The sequence below is a fragment of the Polyangium spumosum genome, from assembly GCF_009649845.1.
Lineage (GTDB): Bacteria > Myxococcota_A > Polyangia > Polyangiales > Polyangiaceae > Polyangium > Polyangium spumosum.
Genome location: NZ_WJIE01000011.1, coordinates 110,131 through 126,866, shown reverse-complemented (window position 1 = coordinate 126,866; position 16,736 = coordinate 110,131). Strand labels below are relative to the sequence as shown.

General features: G+C 69.4%; 11 protein-coding genes. 5 read left to right on the top strand and 6 right to left on the bottom strand.

Annotated features, from left to right (window positions below; genetic code table 11):
- Positions 1 to 127: 127 nt before the first annotated feature.
- On the bottom strand, positions 128 to 625 hold the full coding sequence (locus GF068_RS31275) for a hypothetical protein (RefSeq protein ID WP_153823174.1): 498 nt from the start codon (positions 623 to 625) through the stop codon (positions 128 to 130).
- Between the two features lie 539 nt (positions 626 to 1,164).
- Here GF068_RS31275 and GF068_RS31270 point away from each other — a divergent pair.
- Genes GF068_RS31270 through GF068_RS31260 form a run of 3 tightly spaced genes read left to right on the top strand, consistent with a single transcriptional unit; the run spans position 1,165 to position 4,606 of the window.
- Positions 1,165 to 3,357 (top strand): type VI secretion system Vgr family protein, encoded by a 2,193-nt coding sequence (locus GF068_RS31270; RefSeq protein WP_206079587.1) that lies wholly within the window; start codon positions 1,165 to 1,167, stop codon positions 3,355 to 3,357.
- Between the two features lie 18 nt (positions 3,358 to 3,375).
- A complete protein-coding gene (locus tag GF068_RS31265; RefSeq protein WP_153823173.1) occupies positions 3,376 to 3,753 on the top strand; it encodes a PAAR domain-containing protein in 378 nt (125 codons plus the stop codon).
- A 16-nt stretch (positions 3,754 to 3,769) separates the two neighbouring features.
- The gene (locus tag GF068_RS31260) at positions 3,770 to 4,606 is read left to right on the top strand and encodes a DUF4123 domain-containing protein (protein WP_153823172.1); all 837 of its coding nucleotides are present in this window, start codon (positions 3,770 to 3,772) and stop codon (positions 4,604 to 4,606) included.
- Here GF068_RS31260 and GF068_RS31255 read toward each other — a convergent pair whose 3' ends face one another.
- Together GF068_RS31255 and GF068_RS31250 are read right to left on the bottom strand one after the other, a co-directional pair.
- Positions 4,607 to 5,482, bottom strand: coding sequence for an SH3 domain-containing protein (locus GF068_RS31255; RefSeq protein ID WP_153823171.1), 876 nt, complete (start codon positions 5,480 to 5,482; stop codon positions 4,607 to 4,609).
- 16 nt (positions 5,483 to 5,498) lie between these two features.
- A complete protein-coding gene (locus tag GF068_RS31250) occupies positions 5,499 to 7,550 on the bottom strand; it encodes a DUF2169 family type VI secretion system accessory protein (RefSeq protein WP_170319776.1) in 2,052 nt (683 codons plus the stop codon).
- 247 nt (positions 7,551 to 7,797) lie between these two features.
- Between GF068_RS31250 and GF068_RS31245 the strand changes: the two genes are divergently transcribed.
- On the top strand, positions 7,798 to 9,690 hold the full coding sequence (locus GF068_RS31245) for a hypothetical protein (protein ID WP_153823169.1): 1,893 nt from the start codon (positions 7,798 to 7,800) through the stop codon (positions 9,688 to 9,690).
- A 136-nt stretch (positions 9,691 to 9,826) separates the two neighbouring features.
- Here the strand turns inward: GF068_RS31245 and GF068_RS31240 are convergent, their stop codons facing one another.
- The 3 genes from GF068_RS31240 to GF068_RS43830 are packed head-to-tail and all read right to left on the bottom strand — an operon-like array spanning position 9,827 to position 14,681.
- A complete protein-coding gene (locus tag GF068_RS31240) occupies positions 9,827 to 11,827 on the bottom strand; it encodes an FtsK/SpoIIIE domain-containing protein (protein ID WP_153823168.1) in 2,001 nt (666 codons plus the stop codon).
- Positions 11,818 to 13,857, bottom strand: coding sequence for a hypothetical protein (locus GF068_RS31235; RefSeq protein WP_153823167.1), 2,040 nt, complete (start codon positions 13,855 to 13,857; stop codon positions 11,818 to 11,820). The genes GF068_RS31240 and GF068_RS31235 overlap by 10 nt, the downstream gene beginning before the upstream one ends.
- Positions 13,857 to 14,681 (bottom strand): hypothetical protein, encoded by an 825-nt coding sequence (locus GF068_RS43830; protein WP_170319775.1) that lies wholly within the window; start codon positions 14,679 to 14,681, stop codon positions 13,857 to 13,859. The genes GF068_RS31235 and GF068_RS43830 overlap by 1 nt, the downstream gene beginning before the upstream one ends.
- Positions 14,682 to 15,219: 538 nt before the next feature.
- Between GF068_RS43830 and GF068_RS43825 the strand changes: the two genes are divergently transcribed.
- Positions 15,220 to 16,665 (top strand): serine/threonine-protein kinase, encoded by a 1,446-nt coding sequence (locus GF068_RS43825; protein WP_170319774.1) that lies wholly within the window; start codon positions 15,220 to 15,222, stop codon positions 16,663 to 16,665.
- Positions 16,666 to 16,736 lie beyond the last annotated feature (71 nt).

Genomic DNA, 16,736 nt, shown 5'->3' with positions numbered 1-16,736 from the left:
CCCCCACGCGAACCCTTGCGCCCATCAAACGGACCGCGTGAAACGATGAGGCGACCGACCACCGAGTTTCAACAAGTAGCCGGACGTATCCGTCCGTTTTGCTGACGCTCTCCACGCGGCGAGAGCGTCATCCCTCCGCAGGCGTTGGTATCGTGGCAGCCTTGAGGTTCCTGGCGCGGGTCTTGGCGGCCTTGAAGCCCGTGGCGGAGCGATAGGCGCGCGTCCTCTCGTATTTCGCGAGGAGGTGCTTGTTGCCCGGGTTCTTCGCGCGGCGCTCGACCGAGACCGCAAAAGAGAGCGCCTGGCGCTGCCGCTTGTCCTCCTCCTGCGCCCGGGTCTCCTCGAGCCGTTCGCAGAGCTTCCGCACGGCAGGCAAGAATGCGTCGACGAGCGCGATGCGGGCGCCGGACTCCTGGAACGCGTCGAAGTCCTCCTGCGTGATGCCGGCCTTGCCGCCGAAGTCAGCCTGATTCGTCATGATCTCGGCGATCACTTCGGCGAAATTCTCGCGCTCGATGAGCATGCCGCGGCGCGCACCGCGGGCGAGGTCGACGAGGAAGCTCTCGAGCGGAGTGCAATCAAAAACGAGCGTATCGAGGGCGAGCGGCTCGAGCGTGTTCGACATGATGAGGCTCCTCCTCCCCGACATCGGGGGGAATGATGGGATTCCATTCGCGCCACAAAGCGATGTGCGCGAGAGGTGCAACGTGTGCCCGACGAATTTTCGTGCAAGGGCGAAATCCTGCTACCGGTCCAGGAACCGATCGGGGTCGGTGGAGGGACCGATGGCCGCCGGTGCGGGACCGATGGGCGCCGGTCGAGGGACCGATGGGCGCCGGTCGAGGGACCGATGGGCGGCGATCGGTCATCGCCATGAGGCGGTCGTGGATCGCCGCGCGGCGGTCGTGGATCGACGGCCGCCGGTGGTGCGACGGATCCGGGGAGATCGAGGGACCGATGCTCGTCGATGAAGGAGCCCTCGGTATCGGTGCAGGAATCGACGCTCGTCGCTGCTCGAGCGCTGCGAGGCGGTGAGGGTATCGGTCGGCGGCGGTCGGCGAGCGGTGGACGGGGGTGCGAGGACCGACGAGGGTCGGTCGTGAGGGAGCGCGGGCCGCGCTGCTTTACGTACCCCGGGGGCTCGTGCTCCTATCAGGTCCTCCCATGTCGCTCGAGAACCTCTCCGTCGAGCTCGCTTCCCAGATCCCCCTGGACGTCCGGACCTTCGTCGTCGAGGACCGCATGTCCGCGCTCTTCACCGTGGATCTGATGGTCCACTCGCCGAACCCCGCGCTCGATTTCGATTCGATCGTCGGGCAGCCCGCGCGCTTCCGGATCCGCTTCGGCGCGGGCGAGCGCGTCTTCTCCGGCGTCGTCGCGCACATCATGCAGACGGGGACCGACGAGGTCGGCCTCAGCACCTACGAGCTCCGGATCGTCCCCCGGCTCTGGCTCGCGACGCAGCGGCGCAATTACCGGATCTTCCAGCAGATGACCGAGCCGGACATTGCGCTCGTGTTGCTCCGCGAGTGGGGCGTCGAGGTCGATCTGCGGCTCGACCGGGCCATCTACAAGAAGCGCAAGTATCGGCTCCAGTACGCCGAGAATGATCATGCGTTCGTGTGCCGCATGCTCGAGGACGCAGGCGTCGCGTCGTTCTTCGTGGCCGCGGGCGACGAGACGCGCCTCGTCCTCTCCGCCAATCCCCACGACGCGGCCCCGCGCAGCGCGCCCCTCGTGCACGTCGAGCGTCCCCTGCCCGGCGCCGCGCCGCTGGAGTTCGTCACGAACGTCCGCATCGGCCAGCGCGTCCGGCCGGGCCGGTACACGATGCGTGATCGCGATTATCGCCTCGCGCCCGACTATCCCCTCGGCGCGAGCGCGTCGCGGGGACGCGGCGTCGAGGAGCGGCTCGAGCGATTTCACTACACCCCGGGCGCGTTCCTCTTCGGGACCGACAAGGGCGAGTCCACGCCCGCCGCGGATGACCGGGGCAAGACGCGATCGGACGAGGCCCTGGGCGAGGCGCTCGCGCAGAAGCGGCTCGACGCCAAGCGGGGCAACGCGAAGTCCTGCACGTTCTCCACGAACGCCCTCGATCTCGCGCCCGGGCTCGTCCTCTCGGTCGAGGGGCACCCGCACCCGATGATGGCCGAGGAGCGCCGCTTGCTCGTCGTGGGGAGCCGGATCCACGGGACGGCCACCGGGGAGTGGAGCCACGAGGTCGAGGCGCGCGCGACCGAGATCCCCTATCGGCCGCCGCTCGTGACACGAAAGCCACGCGTGAACGGCATGGAGACGGCCACGGTGGTCGGCCCGCCAGGCGAGGAGATCCACGTCGACGAGCTCGGCCGGGTTCGCGTGCAGTTCCCCTGGGATCGCGAGGGGCGCATGAACAACGAGAGCTCCTGCTGGGTGCCCGTCAGCCAGCTCTGGGGCGGCGCCGGTTACGGCGGGATCAACCTGCCGCGGGTCGGGCAGGAGGTGCTCGTCGAGTTTCTCGGCGGAGACCCGGATCGACCGATCATCGTCGGTCGTGTCTTCACCAACCTGCAAAAGGTGCCGTACCGCCTGCCCGAGCACCGGACGCGCAGCGCGTGGAAGAGCAACTCCACGGGCCAGACGGGCGGCTACAACGAGATCTTGTTCGAGGATCTGAAGGGGCGGGAGCTCGTCTACGAGCAGGCCGAGCGCGACCGGCGCAGGCTCACGAAACACGACGAGGTGCTCACGGTCGGCAACGATCGGTCGAAGCTCGTCAAGCGCGACGAGACCGAGGTGACCCTGCGCGATCGTACCGAGGTCACGAGGAACAATCGCACGGAGATCACCGAGGCGAACCGGACCACGCACATCGGCCAGCGCCGCACGACGATCGTCGAGAGCAACGACGACGAGCTCATCCACGGCAACGCGCGCTGGACGATCGAGGGCGGCGTCGACGTCGTCGTGGAGGCGGAGCGGCGCGAGCACGTCGGCGCCGAGCACCTCGACGTCGGGGGGAGCGCGGTCGTGCGCATCGGCGGCTCGCACTCCGTGGCGGTGGGCGGCGATCGGCACGAGACGATCGCCGGTGAGCACGTGGTGGAGGTGAAGGAGACGCTCTCCATCAAGGCGAAGAGGCTCGTCCTCGAGGTCGAGGAGGACTTCTGCATCAAGGGCCCGGGCGGCTTCATCCGCGTGCAGCCCGACGGCATCGTGATCAAGGGCTCGCGGGTGAAGATCAACAGCGGCGGCGCGCCGATCTCGGCCTCCGAGGCGAAGCCCGAAGCGCCGCTCGAGCCCGCGCGCGCGGAGGTGGCCCCGCCTCCCTTGCCCACGCTCGACGACGTGAGCCGGACGGGGATCGGTCAATAACGACGAGGAGCGGGCCCGATGCTGATCGTCGCGCGCAAGACGGACATCACGAAATGCCCCGCCCACGCGAAGGGCACGATCGACGAGGGGTACGACGAGGTCCTCGTCTGCTTCGAGCCCGTCGCGCGCAAGGGCGACAAGGTGCTCTGCGAGGACGGCTCGATCGACGAGATCGTCGAGGGCGACGACGAGGTCCTCATCGGCGGCGAGCCCGTCGCGTGCAAGGGGCACAAGACGGCGCACGGCGGCGTGATCCTCACGGGCTGCCCGGCCGTGTGGATCGGACGATCGCTGCGCGGCCTCTGCAAGATCGCCGCTGCCGAGAAGCGGGCGGCGTTCATCAAGTACACGGTCCAGAACAAGCGCGCGCCGTTCATCCTGCCGACCGGCGAGTGAGCCGGCGGAGCTCTCCATGCGCGTCATCGTCCGGATCGAGTGGGGCCCGAAGCGCTGGAGCAAGGCCGTCATCGATCGCGGACAAACGCTCCACGTCGGGCGCAGCGAACGCGCGGGGCTCGTGGTGCCGCACGACGACGCGATGTCGGGGCTGCACTTCGCCCTCTCGTGGGACGGGAGCCGCTGCGAGCTCGCCGATCTCGGGAGCGCGCGCGGGACGATCCTGAACGGCGAGCGGATCTCGTCCGGCGAGGTCACGCACGACGACTGGATCCGGGCCGGAGCGACGACGTTTTCGGTGTACTTCGAGGGGCGCGCGCGGAAGCTCGCGCGCGAGGACGACGGGGATCTCGTGCCGGCGACGCGCAAAGAGGAGATCCTGTCGCTCCTGCGATCGGAGCCTGCGCCGCTCTACGCGGTGCTCGACGCGGCGAGGGACGAGCGGCTCAAGGCGCTGCTCTCGTGTTCGCCCGAGGACGTGACGTCGCTTTATGACGGCGCGGAGGGGGAGGAGCTCGCCGAGGTCGCGCCCTACCTCGTGGCCTTGCCGAAGGACACGTGGCTGCTCGAGCGCCTCGTGAGGGAGGGCTGGGGGCGAGGGCTCGGGATCTACCTGACGAGCCGCCGGCCGTTCGTCGAGGTACGCAGGCAACTGCGCCGGCTGCTGCTCGTGAGCGTGAAGGAGACGTCGGAGCTGCTCTATTTTCGGTTCTACGAGCCGAGGGCGCTCGCCGCCGCGCTGCGGGGCGCGCGAGGCAGGCAGCGGCAGCGGCTCTTCGGCGACGCGGAGGCGTTCGTCGTGGAAGACGAAGGCGACGCGCCGGCCCTCGTGTTCCGGCGCGAGGACGCGTGATCAGGGCGGGCTCGCCGCGCCCCAGCTCCCCGGGGTGAAGGCGACCTCGGGCGTCGTGTAGCCGAGCGCGATGGCGCCGGTCCAGGTCGCGACGGCCGCGACGCTCTCCATGATCTCGACGTTGGTCGGGACCCCCGCGCTCGTCACGAACCCCGACGTGATGATCTGGACGCCGTCCTCGAGGGCGATGGCGACATGGCCGTGGTTGCCATTCTTGCCGGAAGGGCCCCAGAAGACGATCGCCCCGGTGGGCAGCGGCGAGATGAGGGGCAACATCTTCGCGCAACGCTGGAGGGCACGGTAGGCGCCGATCGCGTTGCCGGCATAGCCGCACCGACCCGGGTTGTACATCAAGGGGCAACGAGGCTGAACGCCGGTGATGTTGTAGCAATCGCTCACGAACCGCAGGCATCGATTGGCGTAGTCGCTGCCTTTCAGCTCCCCGTTCATGATGGTGCGCGCGTGGATGAGCGCGGTCCGCGGGCTGCCGTCGCGGCCGTCCCATCGATCGATGAAGGGATGACCCAGGCACAAACCGCTCAGGTAGGCCGTGCGCCCCGAGCCGATCCAGCCCTCCTGTCCGTCGGCGGTGACGACGCGGTAAAAGCTCATGTCCTGCGTCGTATCGAGCACCGTGAGCGGCGTGCCCGCGTCCAGGAACATGATCCAGTTGGTCCCCGCGTCCGAGGGGCCGTACCCGAGCGTCTCGGGCGAGCTGCGCAAGATGGCTCGGCCGGCGTGGTGCGGCGTGACCGTGACCATCCAGGGCCCCTCGGCGCTCTGCGATTGGTCCGGGCAGCACGGATCACATCCGCAGTTCTGCCGGCCCGTCACCCCCTCGATGATCTCGACGAACGATTGCGGCAAGATTGTCATGGCTCGCCCGCTCCCTTCACGGGGACTTCCCCGCGGCACCCAGGCTCACGGCCCTGCCGATCGCGACCCCTCGCAGCGAGAGCGAGGAGGCCTCGGCGCGATCCACCCTCGGACGCACCTCGCAGAGGATCCTCGCCGGAAACGACGCCATCATCGGCAACGTCATCACGATGTCCTCCGGAAAGTAGACCGGCACGGCCTGCGCCGCCGGCCCCGCGGAGACGGCGATCGAGCCCCGCAGGTGGGGACCGCCGAAGACCATCCGCCGCTGATACGCCCGCTGCTCGAGCGCCGCACGCTCCACCTGCGCGAGGATCCCCTCGAGCGGCGTCGCCCGACGGCCCTGGCGCAGCACCTCCCTGATCTGCGCGAAGAGCCCCTCCGCCACCGCTGGCAAGCTCGCAGAGCCACGCGCGCCGAGGAAGGCGTCCGCGGTCGCGAGGGCGGCGCGCAGCCGATCGTCATCCACGGCGAGCGGCGTGACCGCTGCGCAGAGCGCCTCGAGGAGCTTCGCCTCGTCGAACTTGAACGAGAGCTCCCCCGCGCAGAGCGCGATCTTCGCCGTGAACGCGCCGGCCGAGATGCCTTCCTTCAGCACCTCGCCGAGCCGCTCCGGCCCGAGGGCCTCGCCACACGACAAGATCGCCGAGATGTCCCGACGATTCTCCACCGTCGCGGGCGTCGCCGAGAGCTCCGCGTCGTCGAGCTCTGGATCGATGGGCTCGTCCTCCAGCGCGTCGAGGATCTCCTTCCACGCCTTGCGGCGCCGGATACGGGGCATCATCTCGACGGCGAACCAGAGCAGCTCGAACGCCTCGTCGTCGCCGAGCGCTGGAAGCGGTCGCGCTTCGACACGCGGCGGCGCGGGAGGCGGGACGGGCTTCACAGGCGCGGGCACAGGCACGGAAACGGGCGCGGGCGCAGCGGACAGGAACCCCAGCGACAAGCCCTTCGGCGGCGGCTGCGCGTCGAGCCGCGGCGTCGTGTTCGGAGCGGCAGGTGCGCTCTGGGGACGAAAGGGGAGCCCGTCGTACCTCACGACGGGCGCCTGCGTCTCCTCCGCCTCGGCCTGCGCGCTCGGGGACGTGCTCATCGCCGGCCGCAGGCTCGGCGCCCCCCTCGACAACGTGACGATGATCTGACCGGGCTCCTCGGCGTGCTTCAAGGGAACACGACCGCGATACGTCACCGTGCAGATCCCGCGATCCGTATCGATCCACAGGAGATCCGCGCGCAGGTCGAGCGGCTCGAGCTTCTGCCCGGGCCGCTCGATGCGCGCGCTGGGCCTGAGCCCGGGCAGGCGTGTCTCCAGCCGCCCGATCATGGGATTGAGGTGCTCGAGCACGATGCGGGCGCCGTCCTCGATGCCTGCGAGCTGTTGATCGACGGGGGCGACGTTGTGAAACCAGTGTTCGGCGTCGGGCGGCAGGCTGGCGCCGCCGCGCGTGACCGACCCGGAGAGCGGCGTGTGGCTGGTGAGCCGCTCCTGTCGCAGCGGCCATGTCGCGGGGATGGGTCCGAACCCGATCGGCTCGAATCGTTGCCCCGGGGCGAGGGCATCGGCGCCGCGGGGGACGAGGTTCGGCAGCTCGAGCCAGCCTTCGGCGTCCCAGGCATCCTCGCGCAGCCCGACGTGGTTCCACGTCCTCGGCCCGCCGGCGGCGCGCTCGTAGACGAGCGGCATGCGATCGACCGGCTTGCCTTCGTACACAGCGCCGTCGCGCGACATCCTGCGATCGGCGAAGATTTCGACGTGCTTGTCGAGCGCGCCGACGACGAGGCGCGTGGTGAACCTTCGGGCCGGCTCACCCCGCGGCGCGTACGCATGGCCGACGAGGACGACGTCGGCCCACGGCTTGGCCCATGCGAGGTCCGAAGGACAGCGGAGCCCTGCGCCGGCGTCGTTGACGTCTGCCTCCCAGAGAGGCTCCTGCATGGGGCGCAGCGCGGCCTCGCCCGGCTCGAGCGTGAAGGTGGCCTTGCAGACGACGGTCGAGCAAAACGCCCCGGGTCTCGGCTGCCAGAGCACGCTGGCGATGGGCAGCGGGCCCTCATTGAGGATGAACATGGGCCCTGGCTTGAGGTTCATTCGGAGATGCAAAGTTCATAAGGAGGCGTCGTGGATGTCAAGGAGAGGCTGCGCGTCCTCCTCCTCGGGCCCCCGCTTTCGCGCGGACACCTCCGCGCGCGCTACCTTGAAATACGAGAGCGACGCGTGGTACCCTCCCCTCTTCCTTGAACGGCGCGCGTGCTTCGAACAGGGGCTTCCCTACGTCGCCTCTCTGCGTGCGCGGGCGCCTCGAATGGAGGAGCTTATGCGACGAATCTGGATTGCTGCCGGGTTTCTGGGAGCGATGCTGGCGGCCGGCTGCGGCGGTGGGGGCGCGGGGACGGGGAGCGCGGGCAACGGCGGCGCAGGCGCGAGCGGCGGCGGTGGTGCGGGTGGCGCAGGCGGCGGCGGCGCAGGCGGCGGTGGCGCGGCGCCCCTCGCCTACCCGGATTCGGTGTTATGCCCCCCGGAGCCACACGATGACGAGCGCTGCGGCCCGGCCTTCGATCCCGAAAAGGCTCTCGACCCGGCCGAGCTCGACGCCGCGCTGAAAGAGGGCCTCGAGGCATTTCGTTTCCCCGGACAGCGCGGCGCATGCGTCGGGTGCCACGCCCCGGATGGCTACGACCTGGCCAAGGTCGGCTACAGCGACGCGAACATTCGCCGCCGCGCGCTCGCCCACGTGGACGACCAGAAGGCCGAGAGCCTGGTGAAATACGTACACGCGCTGCGGCAGAAGTACGAGATGAAGACCTTGCTGCATCCGGCGCGTTATCGCCCCGAGCAGCCCGGGTTCGAGGCGTTCGAGGCCACGACGCCGGGGCTCGAGGTGACGGACCCCAAGGCCCAGGAAGAGCGCGACGCGCTGTTCATGCAATCGCTCACGGACGAGAAGAAGCTGCTCTGGGCGACCGGCCTCGTCGACTCGCTGGCAAAGGCGAAGCAGGCCTATGACGAGCTCCACGCGATCGATCTCGGCGCGCTGCGCCTGGGGATCCCCTTCGATCACCTGTCGGAGGACGGCTTCTACGGCGCGCCTCACCTCTCGGTCTTCGAATGGTACCCCGACATCCCCACGGCAGCCTCGCCGGGCCAGGAGGACGCCTGGACGGCGCTGCTCGACCAGTACCTCGCGAACCCGACCGACGAGGCCTTGTGGGCCTACTTCGACGCCATCGACACGCACACGCGCTGCGACGCGGATCTGAGCTCCGGGGGGGACCCGAACCATTATGGTCGCGCCTGCGAGTGGATGCGCCTCAAGTACAAGTCGCTCCAGGTCGTCCAGCACATGATGCGGCACGAGACGGTGAAATATCCGGACGTGCTCGTCGATCGGACCGGGACGATGCAGGAGAACCTCGACGTGGTGATCCACCGCTACCCGATCTGGGAAGCCGGCGACGTGTTGCGCGTCGCGCCGCTCCAGCGCCCGCCGGAGACGGCCTGCTTCGCGATGGCTAGCTGGCCCTGCACCCTCTTGCCGCCCGAGATCGACGCGACGATCCACGCGAACCCGACCTACGAGCAGGCGCGCATCAAGCAGAGCGAGGTGTTCCAGCAGAGCTGGTTCGTCATGTCGTGGGCGCGTGATCCTGCGCTCCTGCACGAGAGCCACAATTACGCCACGTTCATCGGCGATTACCTCGAGTCGGTGCTGCTCGCCCGCTACGACGTCCACCACGCCTTCGTGGTCGCCAAGACGGCCGTCGAGAAGTCCGCGGCGACCGCCTGGCGGGACGCCGAAGGTTTCCGCAATGGCACCGGCAAGATCGCCAGCGTGCGTACCCTGAGCTTCAAGCAGCTACGCAACAACCTGAGCCGCCCGCCCGACAACGATCCGCGCCGGGCGACCTACGATCGCATGCTGGCCAATTTCGCGCGTATGTGGATCTACCTGATCGAGGACGACCTGAAGCAGAGCGGCGAGATCTACGATCGAGACGAGGTCCTTTACGGCGTGCGGTACATGCGCACCTGGATCGCGACGCTCGAGGGCCAGGAAGACGCGGCGATCAACGCCGCCGTGCTGAGCATCGAGGCCCTCGCCCCCGCCGCCGTCGAGCTGCGGAGCCAGCAAAACCGCGACGATTACCCGGGCACCGGGCTGCAGCCCACCGGCACCTGGGGCGAATTCGCCCAGCCCTATACGGGCTGAAGCGGCCCATCCGACCATGCCTTGGCGGGGGAGTGGAGCCCCGCCGCGTCCGCCTCGCGTCCCCCAAACACCCGGACCTCTGCGCCGCCGTGACGAGCGACAGGCCCGAGGCCAGGCGCAGCGCGTGTTCGGTCCGTCACGCCATCGGCGCCTGCCCCCGCACGAGCCCGTGCCCGAGGTCCGCGTAGAAATCTCCCTTTCCGAGGAGCTCCTCCGCCCCACCCTGGTCCAGGATGATCCTCGAATTGATGACCTCCTGCACGCGCAGCGCGACCCTCCCGCCCAGGTTCGCCTTGATCTCTCCGGGCACCGTCGTGCGGTCGGGCCGCTGCGTCGCCAGTACGAGGTGAATCCCGGCCGCGCGAGCCATCGACCCGAGCCGCTTCACCACGTCCAGGAACGGTTGCCGCGTTGCCTTCGACGCAATCAAATCCTGAAATTCATCCACCACGACCACCCGCCGCGGCAGCGGAGCTGGAGCGAGGTCGTTGTAGTCGTCGATGCTCTGCACCTTCCGGTGCTCGAAGAGCGTGTACCGCTCCTCCATCTCGGCCACGAGCGCGTCGAGCTCCGCGAGGAGCACCTCCACATCGTACACGATCGGCCCTGCCAGATGCGCGCCGATCCCCGCAGCGAGCCCGCCGAACGTCACGCGCTTCGGATCGACCAGCGTGAACCGTATGGCCGCCGGTGGATGAAAATGGCAAAGCCCGACGACCAGAGCACGCAACAAAACCGATTTTCCGCTCCCCGTCTGACCGGCCACGAGCAGATGGCATGAGCTCCCGTCGGCGAGGTCACCGGCGATCACCTCGCCATCGAGCCCTTCCCCGAGCACGAAGCGCCCCGGCCGCTCGCGCAAGAACGCGGCTTTGCGCGCGAGCAGCATTTCGAGGACGACCCTGCGCGCCACCTTTCGCGGCGCCGTGAAGTATCGCCTCGCCTCGTCCCGCTCGTACCGTACGTTGTACCCGGCGAGGTGATGCTCCACGTCCTGCGCAGCGCGATCGAGCTGCGCCACGCGTTGCCGCGGGCTCGTCACCTCGATCCGCAGGAGCCGCGGCCCCACTGTCCTCCGACCGAGGCTCGCAATGACCCCTTGTCGTTTGAGCTGCGCGACGATCTGCGTGGCGAGGGCCTCGGCCTCCGCCATGCCCTCGGTGTCGTCCGGCAGAGCACCTACGGGCTCGCGCGGAGGAGGCACGGTCAGTCGCCCGGCCGGATCGGGCATGGGGCGAGCTGCGCCCGCAGGCGGCTGATCACGAGCTTCGAGCGCGTCGCGGTACGTCTCGACACACGCCGGCCGTACAGGGCACGTCGGGCAGAGATCCCGGCGCGAGGTCGGAGGCGCGTCTTCGGGGCGCTCCGACCAGCTCACCATTCTGCCGAGCAGGGGTGAGAGGGTCCGGTCCACAATGCCGTCAGCAGCCACCGGCGAGAGCTTCGTCTCGATGAGCCCCGGTTTGAAGCGCAGGATGAGCGGATCCGCGTCGAGATCGAGCGCGGAGCGCAAGAGGTAACGATAAAGCGCAACCTGCGCCTGGTCGAGCTCCTGGTTGGCCTCGTCCGTCAGCTTGTATTCGACGACATCGACGGCGCCTCTCGCCCGACAATACACCGCATCGATCCGGCCCGAGACACGCACCGGCATGCCTCCGGACGCGTCGAGCACGGCGTCGACCGCGAGCTCGGCGTGCTGAAGGAACGTGCGCAAGGCCTCCGCCGGCCCGTGCCCCGTGCCTTCGATTTGTTTCGCCAGGTAGCGCGCGAGCTCTCGCAGCGCCTCGGCCAGGTCGTCGATCTCGCCGGGCATGCTCGCCGCGCTGGGGTTCGCTTCGAGCTCGTCCACGAGGTGGCCAAGGAGCCAGGCCGAGAGGCCATCTGCCACGCGCTCGCGTGGCGCATGCGGGGGGAGTAGGCGCACGGGCTCGGGAGGCGCCTCGAGTTCGCACGCAAAACGCTCGGCGATGCGGTGGAAGAGCGCGCCGAGGGACGAGGCGCCGATCGGGAAAGCGACGGCCTGACCGCGCGCGCGGCCGAGCGCGAAGACGCGCGGGCAACGGAGGGCGTTGCGGATCTCGGTGACGGAGAGCTCGCGGGCGCCGCGCCGGGGAAGGGGCTGAGAGCTCAGCGCCATGGCTCCTCCAGCGCGACGATCGCGCTGCCGAAACGCTTGATTGGCAGCCTGGCGAGCTCCTCCATGACGGTTGCCCGCGTGGCCATGGGCTCACACGCGCGCACCTCTCGCACGAGGCGATCGATCGACGCGACCCGGAGTTTGCGCAGCTCTCGAAGCACCGGACCGTCCGCAAGCGTCTTCACTGTCGCGCGAGGAAATGCTTCGTCTGCATGCTCGCGGGCGGTGGCGGCATTCGGGGCTGGAGGAGGCGGCGGGGGCTCGGGCGGCCGAGGAGCCGGGGGCGCCGAGACAGGTGACGTCGTCACTCCGAACAGGACTTCCACCGGCCCCCACGCATTGCAGCCGAGCGTGCGCCGGGCCCAATCCATCACCGTATCGTACGCAATCACCTTGCCGGCGTCGTCGCTCAGATCCTGCGAGCGGGCCGCGCCGAGCAGGCGCTCGACGGCGAGCAGCCGTGCCAGGGCCTCGCGTTCGATCGGCAAGAACGAAGCATTGGCCTTCCCGGTGAACGTGCCAAGGAGCTTGTGAACCTCTTTCCACGTCGGCGGGATCGCGAACGCTTGCTCGCGCAACAGCAAAACCTTGCGCTCGTCGGCGAGCGCGATCGCTGCGCGCAGGACCCGGGCGAGCGAGCGATGATGCGCTTGCTGCACGAAAAGCATATCGCAGCCACCGTCGGCCATGCGAATGCGCAGCGCAGGAGCCCCCTCCGTCTCCCCCGTCTCGGCCTTCACCTGCGCGACCGAAAGCGCCGAAAGGAGCCCTGCGCGGATGCTCTCGGCTGCCACGCCCTGGGCCTGCGCCGCGGCCTCGTCGATGCACTTCCGCGCTCGCCCGAGGAGCTGCTGCCAGGCCACCGCGAGGCGTTCGTCCGGCGAGGTGTCGACAGGCTCCGCCTCCTCTGCGTCGGGCAGGGCTCGACGCTGATACGCCTCACCACAGCTTTGCATCAGCATACGCGGCGTCATTCCCGGCGTGCCGAGCCATGCATCGACCTGCCTCGTCGAGAACGGATACGGAAATGGCTTGCTGTTCTCCTCCTCGGGCAGCGCGCTCCTCCACCGTTCGATGAGCTCTCGCCGCTGCTCGGGGGTCGGGAGCGCGAGGTGCTCGATCTTCTCCTCGAGCCGATCCCGCATGCTGGCGTGGAGCACCGGGTGAATGCGCTGCATCCAGACGGCGTCGAGCGCCATCTGCACGATCACGAGCCCACGCACCGTGTCGCGTAGCTCGCTCACGAGGCGCGCGTGCCGGATGATCCGGCCTGTCTTTCCCTCCTCCTCCGCGAGGTTCTCGAGTTGATCGAACACGAGCACGATGGGCGCGCCGAACGTCGCCACCACGCCGAGCGTGCGCAGCGCGAGGATGAGGTCATCCTCGCGGAGGGCAACACGCTCGCCGATCATGTCGAGCTGCGCCTGGCTCGGCTCCTCACCCGAGAGCCACGCAAAGAGAGCACGCTGGTGCAGGCGGTCCGCGAAGGGCAGGCGCAGGAGGTGCTCGAGGTAACGCGCGGATACGTCGGGGAAACGATCCTCGACCTGCGCGACGGCACGCGAGAGGATCTCACGCTGCGTGTCGAGCGGCTGCCTCAGGCAGTCGTCGATGAAGGACAAGGGGAAGCGCGGACGACCGCCTTCGAGCGTCGCCAGCATGGCCCCCACGATGACGTCGATCTGCCGGTGTTGCTGCTGGATCACCGGCTGCCTGAGCGAGCGCAGCGTCGCTGACAGCACGTGGCGGGGCGATGGATCGACGCCGACCTCGGGCCGCGTGTGCACGAAGACGGCGCGTGGACCCACCTGCTTGCGTAGCCGCGTGAAGAGGTGTGTCTTGCCAATCCCGGCAGGACCGAGCAGCAGGATCGACGTCGAGCGAGCCCCCATTCCCTCGCGGACCCCAACGTCGCGGAGCTGTTCGATGTGCGCGCGCACGAGGGAGCTCGCGCGCGTGTTGATCGAGGGGACATCGATCGGAGCGGGGTCCCATGCATCCGCGTGGATGGTCTGGAACGGGTCATCCATCACGGAGAAACACGCCTCGCGTAGGAGAGGACGGTGCCGCGAGGGCCAGGCGGGCAGAGGGGGACGTCCTCGGGCTTCAGGAACTCGGCGCCCGCCTCCGGCCGCAGCTCGAGCGTCCCGTCCTTCGCGCCCTCGGCGAGCGCGCGGTGAATGGCGTCGAGCGGGAGACGGCTGGACAAGGAGCGCACGAGATCCGGGATGCGCACGAGCTTGAGCGCCGGATCTTCGAGGCGGCGCAGGGCCTCGTCGACGAGATTCGATGACGCATCGTCGGGCATGGCAGCGGCCAAACGAAGCGAGGGCAGGAGAGGCGCGAAGAGAGCCGCCAGATCTTCCTGCAAGATCGATCGTGGTAAGCCCTTGGCCTGCACCTTCTTGAGCGTCTTGCCGACCTGCGCGGCCATCTTCGAAAGTTGCGTGATCTCGGCCGGATCGAGCGCACGCTCGGCGGGCCCGACCAGCACCTCCACCTGCGTTCGCACCACGACGCGCGCGCGTCCTTCCCGGGCGAGCTTGGCGAGTGCAGCATGGATCTCGGCCTTCGTGCCCCCCTTGACGCGTTTTCCGACGTCCTTGAGTGGAACACGCGCGCCTCCCTGGAGGAGGCTCTCGATCTGCGCCGCGAGGGGAACGCGGATCGTCTTCGGACCGCGTTCCAGACCACGAGCGACGAGCTGTTTTACCAGTTCGGCGCTTGCTTCGGGGGCAAGCTTGGTCTTCGTCAGCCGCGTGAGGGGCACGGCATTCGCGATCCGCACCGCACGCTCCACGTCGTCGACGATCTGCGTATTCAATGGTTGGAAGAGGTGGGGGGCACGAGGCACGTTCCGAGTCCTGGGTTTTCGGGGCCATTTGCTGCAATGCACCCTCGAATTCGGGCCGCGAGATCGGACGTCCGATGCGGACGTCGAGCTCCTGCACGGACGCCCCAGCGCGTGGGCTGGCGAGGCCAGGTTTCACCTGCACGTACTCCCTGTCAAGTGGATCTTGGCTTCCCCCGTTCCCGAGGGCAAACCTTCCGTGTGCCCGGCCAGACCTTGGCGCAGCCGGTCGAGCCAAACCGTTGTCCCTCCAAACCCATGGAGAGGTTGGCGTATGGCAAACGAGCCTTCGAGTCCGACGCCCCCGAGCGTCGGCGGGGCTGCATCGACCTCGGAGCGCGCATGCACCTTCTTCAGCCCTTGTCAAGGTCCGAATACCGATGCAGCCTCCCGGTCTGCCTGCTCCCTCGGGCGCCCGGGGCGGGCGCATCCGCGAGGGGCCCCTCGCTTGGACCTTCGGCCCATTGCTGGTAGGGTGGATGGGTCTTGCAGCAGGGCCTCTTTCCGGCGGGCGCGCCGGGCATTCTTACCGATGGTTCCCATGGATACCTCCGTCAGGCCAGGTGAGGTCCTCCTCGGCAAGTACCGGGTCGAGCGCGTACTCGGAAAAGGCGGCATGGGGCTCGTCGTCGCGGCCCGCCACCTCTCGCTCGGCGAGCTCTTCGCCATCAAGTTCCTCTCGACCTCCACGATCGAGAACGCCGAGGTGATCGAGCGCTTCGAGCGCGAGGCGCGCGCGGCGGCCCGGCTCCGGGGCGAGCACGTGGCGCGGGTCCACGACGTCGGCCGCATGGAGAACGGCGCGCCGTACATGATCATGGAGTACCTCGACGGCAGCGACCTGCACGCGCTCGTGCGGCGGCGAGGGCCGCTCCCGGTCGAGGAGGCCGTCGCGTACGTCCTCCAGGCCTGCGACGGGATCGCCGAGGCGCACGCGGCCGGGATCGTGCATCGTGACCTGAAGCCCGCCAATCTCTTCCTGATCCGCCGCCCCAACGGCAGCCCCTGCGTCAAGGTCCTCGATTTCGGTGTCGCCCGGCAGACGGGCGTCGAGGAGGTCGCCCTCACGGCCACGGGCGTGATGCTCGGCTCGCCGATGTACATGGCGCCCGAGCAGATCGCGCGCTCGAAATCGGTCGACGCGCGCAGCGACATCTGGGCGATGGGGGTGGTGCTCTACGAGCTCTTGACGGCGCGCGGGCCGTTCCAGGGGCAGACGGTGCTGGAGCTCGTCGCGGCCATCCTGCAGGAGGAGCCGCCGCGGCCCTCCGAGCTGCGCCCGGACCTGCCGGCGGCCCTGGAGGCGGTGATCCTGCGCTGCCTGCGCAAGCGCTCCGAGGAGCGGTTCCAGAGCATGGGCGAGCTCGCGGCGGCGCTCGACGAGGCCTCGCGTCCGGCGGCCGCGGCCGTGCTCGCCGGCGGAACGGTGCTGCTCCCCGGGCCGGCGCGGGCGAGCGCGCCGTCGGCGCCGAACCTCTTCGTGCAGCCGCCCGCGGCGCCCAGCTTGCCGATGCCCGTCGCGCCTCCGATGCCGATGCCCGTCGCGCCCCTCGCGTCTGCACCGGCCCTCGCGCGCCCGCCCTTCGCCTCGACCCCGGCGATCCAGGCGTCCACGAACCAGGCGTGGGGCCAGACCGGCTACGTGCAAGCGGCGGCCCCGCGCCCGAGCGGAAGGTTTGCCGTGGCCATCGGCGCCGTGGCGGCGCTCGTGTTGCTCGGCGGCGGCGGCTGGTTTGTCCTCGGCCGCTCCTCTGGGCCGACGCCGGCCGCAGACGTGCCTGCGGCCTCGGCGGCGCCGGTCGAGACAGCCGCGCCCGCGCCCCCGCCCCGCGAGACAGCCCCGATCGCCGCGATCGCCGCGCCCGAACAAGCCCCCGCGCCCTCGAGCGCTCCCTCTGCATCCGCCGCGCCCGCAGCGCCGCCGGTGAAGGTGCAGGCTTCCCGGCCGTCGCCGCCCACGAAGCCCCATCGCCCCAGCCTCTGGTAGCCCGCCATGCCCGCTTTTGCCTCTTGCACCCGCGCCCTCGATACGAACGACCGCGGCGACGACATGAACGA